Below are 3,957 nucleotides of genomic sequence, written 5' to 3' on the forward strand. Positions count from 1 at the left end.
GACCTGAGTGACGACAACGGCAAGCTGGTCGCCCGAGTCACGCAGACCCAGGCGGTGCTGTCTCCGAAGCCGCAGTAGCCGGGCTCACCAGAACGGTTTGAGCAGCTGGCGCATCGCCGGCGGCACCCAGCCTTTCACCGACGACGGGAATACCCGTCCCGGTCCGCATTTCGGCCAGGCGTACGGGCCCTGTTCGTCGAGGACTCTATTGGCCACCGCGATCTGTTCCTCGCGGGATGCTTTCGCCGGCGAACCCACGCCGCCGAATGCGCGCCACGTCGACGGTTTGAACTGCAGACCGCCATAGAAACCATTGCCGGTGTCGGCGGCCCAGTTACCGCCCGATTCGCATTGTGCGACGGCATCCCAGCCCATCGCCATGTTGTCCGCATGGGCCACTCCCGCCGAACTTATCAGCGTGCCCACGATCCCCCCGGTGACCAGCCCGGACGTCGCCCAATTGAGCCGCCGCCGCCCGAACTTCACGACACGCCGTGCCGTGTTCCGGTGCATATCACAACCTCCGTGATAGGTGTGTATCAGTGAGGTTTCAGAGCATAACGCGATAAATGATGAAATTGCACATTTCGGTTACTTAAAGATGCAAATGTTTCGGTTGTTATTAATTGGGGTAAAAGTTAACTAAAGTTGTTTTAGTTAACTAAGTTGTTATTGTTACGTATGTTGCGAGAGATCTCTTATAAATTAAGGGAATTTTGAGTGGCTAATGTTGCTAGAGTGATGCCTGATGCCAGTGTGACTTCTGGTTCGGTGGAACCGGCTCTGAGGGCGGCCGGAAAAAATCGGCGGAATCGCGCGGGTGGTTCAGTCGCAGCACGCCCGAACGCCCCTAGGCTGCCTCGGGTGGCCGACCGCTATGGATCCGACATCCTTGCCGACAACCCGCACACCGCACGCAGGGTCCGCTCTGTCGAGGTGCCGGTGGAGCGCGGCATGGTGGTCGAAGACGCCCAAAGCGGCTACGTCGGGGCCGTCGTGCGGATCGCCTACGGTCGGATGGATCTGGAGGACCGGCACGGCCGCATCCGCGGATTCCCCGTTGGCCCCGGCTACCTGATCGATGGCAAGCCGGTGATCTTGACCGAGCCCCGCCCGACGGCACCCGCGGCGCCGGCCCGGACGGCGTCGGGCTCGGTGGCGGTACGCGGCGCGCGCGCCAAGGTGGCGCTGGCCAGCCGGATCTACGTGGAGGGCCGCCACGACGCCGAACTGGTCGAGCAGGTCTGGGGGGAAGACCTGCGCATCGAAGGTGTGGTGGTCGAGTACCTGGGCGGCATCGACGACCTGGCCGGCATCGTCGCCGAATTCCAGCCCGGGCCCGGCCGACGGCTCGGGGTGCTGGTCGACCACCTGGTGGACGGTTCCAAGGAGACCCGCATTGCCGAGGCGGTGCGCCGTGGACCGGGCGGTGCACACGCCCTGATCGTCGGGCACCCCTACGTCGACATCTGGCAGGCGGTGAAGCCGGAGCGGCTCGGAATGCAGGCCTGGCCCAAGATTCCACGCAACGTGGAGTGGAAGCACGGGATCTGCGCCGCGCTGGGCTGGCCACACGCCGGTCAGGCCGATATCGCGGCGGCCTGGCAGCGCATCCGGAGCCGGGTGCGGGACTGGACCGACCTGGAGCCGGAGCTGATCGGCCGGGTCGAGGAGTTGATCGACTTCGTGACCGCGCCGGCCTGAGGTTGATCAGCGGTAGGCGTCGCTGCGTTTGGCGACGGTGAAGATCGTGATGATGGCTGCGGCATCGTCGATCTGGTAGACGATCCGATACTGCCCGAACCGTACCCGCCAGTCATTGTGGCCACCGACCAGCTTTTTCGCCCCGGTCGGGCGCGGGCTAGCGGTGAGCCCGATAATCGTCTGCAGCGCCGTCTCGAACGCATCACGCGGCAGCCGCTGCAACTGCTTGAGGACGTCCGGGTGAAAGGCGACTTTCACGACGCGACAAACGCCGCAGCGTTGACGCCCAGGGCATCGAGCATTTCACTCAGTGACATGGTGTTAAACGCATTCGCGCGCATGTTCTGCACGCGTAGCGCGTCTGCGACGTCGGCGTGTTCATGCAGACGCTCGTAGTCTGCCATCGAGATGATCACCGCGATCTCGGTTCCGCTATCGGTGATGATGGCCTCTTCGCCGGAGGTAGCGACGTCGCGCACGATGGCACCGAGCTGGGCCCGCAAATCGCGAAGGCTATGCGTACTCATGTTAAACATATTACTCGCCCAATCTGCGTCCCGCGTTCGCAATCCGGCTGAACAGCGCCGGAGGAGCCACCCGGGCGAGTTGGATGACACCCATGAAAACAATTGCCGCCGTGGCACATGCGCCCAACCAACCTTTCGAGATCATGGAATTGGACCTCGACGGGCCGGGTCCGGGTGAGGTACTGATCAAGTTCACCGCTGCCGGTCTGTGCCATTCAGACCTGCATCTGGCTGACGGGGACTGGCCGGCCCGGTTCCCGATCGTCGGCGGGCACGAGGGCTCCGGGATCATCGAGGACGTCGGCCCCGGGGTTACCAAAGTCAAGCCCGGTGATCACGTGGTGTGCTGTTTCATCCCCAGCTGCGGGGCCTGCCGATACTGCTCGACCGGACGGCAGAACCTGTGCGACATGGGAGCCACCATCCTGGAGGGCTGCATGCCCGACGGCACGTTCCGGTTCCACTCGGGCGGAACCGATTACGGCGGCTTCTGCATGCTGGGCACCTTCGCCGAGCGGGCGACCGTCTCGCAGCACTCGGTGGTCAAGGTCGACGACTGGCTGCCGCTGGAGACCGCGGTGCTGGTCGGCTGCGGGGTCCCCACCGGCTGGGCGACGGCCAACTATGACGGCGGGGTGCGCGCCGGGGACACCGTGGTGGTCTACGGCATCGGCGGCGTCGGCATCAACGCCGTGCAGGGCGCCGCGCACGCCGGCGCCAAGTACGTGGTGGCCGTCGACCCGGTGGAGTTCAAACGCGAAACCGCCCTGAAGCTGGGTGCCACGCACGCCTTCCCCACCGCCGAGGAGGCGATGGCCAAGATTGCCGAGCTGACCTGGGGACAGATGGCCGACCAGGCGCTGATAACCGTCGGCGACCTGGACGAAGCCGTCACCACCGCGGCATTCAACACCATCGGCAAGGGCGGCACCGTGGTGATCGCCGCGCTGGCGAAGCTGGAGAGCCTGGACGTACACGTCTCGGGTTCGCAGCTGGCGTTGTTCGGCAAGACCATCAAGGGCACGCTGTTCGGCGGCGCCAACCCGCAGTACGACATCGTGCGGCTGCTGCGCCTCTATGACGCCGGTCAGCTCAAGCTCGACGAGCTGATCACCCGGCGTTACACCCTGGAGCAGGTCAACGAGGGCTACCAGGATCTGCGTGACGGCAAGAACATCCGCGGGGTGATCGTGCACCGCTGAACCGGCGAGTGGCCGATGGGGCAGGTGACAGCGGTGAGCAGCTATGCGTGGTATGCCTGAAGTCGTGTCCGACGGACTGTTCGACCTCAGCGGCGCCCCGGCGCCCGAACCGCACGGATCCGGTGCCACCTCCACTCCGTTGGCGGTGCGGATGCGTCCGGCGTCCCTCGACGAGGTGGTCGGCCAGGATCACCTGCTGGGGCAGGGCTCCCCGCTGCGTCGGCTGGTCGATGGCTCCGGGGCGGCCTCGGTCATCCTCTACGGTCCGCCCGGGACCGGAAAGACCACGCTGGCCTCACTGATCTCCGGTGCCACCGGACGACGATTCGAGGCGCTCTCAGCCCTGAGCGCCGGGGTCAAGGAAGTGCGCGCCGTGATCGACACCGCCCGACGGGCGGCCGCGTACGGCGAACAGACCGTGCTGTTCATCGATGAGGTGCACCGGTTCTCCAAAACCCAGCAGGATGCATTGCTGGCCGCGGTGGAGAACCGGGTGGTGCTGTTGGTGCTGTCTCTTATACACA

General features: G+C 65.1%; 6 protein-coding genes. 3 read left to right on the plus strand and 3 right to left on the minus strand.

Annotation, left to right across the window (positions count from 1 at the left end):
* Positions 1-84: 84 nt before the first annotated feature.
* Positions 85-513 (minus strand): transglycosylase family protein, encoded by a 429-nt coding sequence (locus tag LI94_RS25215; protein ID WP_024442154.1) that lies wholly within the window; start codon positions 511-513, stop codon positions 85-87.
* A gap of 351 nt (positions 514-864) precedes the next feature.
* On the opposite strand from LI94_RS25215, the gene LI94_RS20525 reads away from it, so the two are divergent.
* On the plus strand, positions 865-1,704 hold the full coding sequence (locus LI94_RS20525; protein ID WP_046302375.1) for a DUF3097 domain-containing protein: 840 nt from the start codon (positions 865-867) through the stop codon (positions 1,702-1,704).
* 6 nt (positions 1,705-1,710) lie between these two features.
* Here the strand turns inward: LI94_RS20525 and LI94_RS20530 are convergent, their stop codons facing one another.
* Both LI94_RS20530 and LI94_RS20535 read right to left on the minus strand, forming a co-directional pair.
* Complete coding sequence (locus LI94_RS20530) at positions 1,711-1,962, minus strand: type II toxin-antitoxin system RelE/ParE family toxin (protein WP_046302376.1); 252 nt, start codon at positions 1,960-1,962, stop codon at positions 1,711-1,713.
* Complete coding sequence (locus LI94_RS20535) at positions 1,959-2,231, minus strand: type II toxin-antitoxin system Phd/YefM family antitoxin (RefSeq protein WP_024442157.1); 273 nt, start codon at positions 2,229-2,231, stop codon at positions 1,959-1,961. Before LI94_RS20535 ends, LI94_RS20530 begins: the two co-directional genes overlap by 4 nt.
* A 92-nt stretch (positions 2,232-2,323) precedes the next feature.
* Here LI94_RS20535 and LI94_RS20540 point away from each other — a divergent pair, with 92 nt between their 5' ends.
* Together LI94_RS20540 and LI94_RS20545 are read left to right on the plus strand one after the other, a co-directional pair.
* Complete coding sequence (locus tag LI94_RS20540) at positions 2,324-3,433, plus strand: NDMA-dependent alcohol dehydrogenase (protein WP_046302377.1); 1,110 nt, start codon at positions 2,324-2,326, stop codon at positions 3,431-3,433.
* Between the two features lie 52 nt (positions 3,434-3,485).
* On the plus strand, positions 3,486-3,957 hold a 472-nt coding region (locus tag LI94_RS20545), incomplete at its 3' end, for an AAA family ATPase (RefSeq protein WP_152664895.1).

Origin of the sequence: Mycobacterium sp. UM_Kg27 (genome assembly GCF_000972905.1) — a bacterium.
Lineage (GTDB): Bacteria > Actinomycetota > Actinomycetes > Mycobacteriales > Mycobacteriaceae > Mycobacterium.

Coding starts and splice junctions, on each gene's coding strand:
- LI94_RS25215 (WP_024442154.1), bottom strand. CDS start 513: ATGCACCGGAACACGGCACGGCGTGTCGTGAAGTTCGGGCGGCGGCGG.
- LI94_RS20540 (WP_046302377.1), top strand. CDS start 2,324: ATGAAAACAATTGCCGCCGTGGCACATGCGCCCAACCAACCTTTCGAG.
- LI94_RS20535 (WP_024442157.1), bottom strand. CDS start 2,231: ATGAGTACGCATAGCCTTCGCGATTTGCGGGCCCAGCTCGGTGCCATC.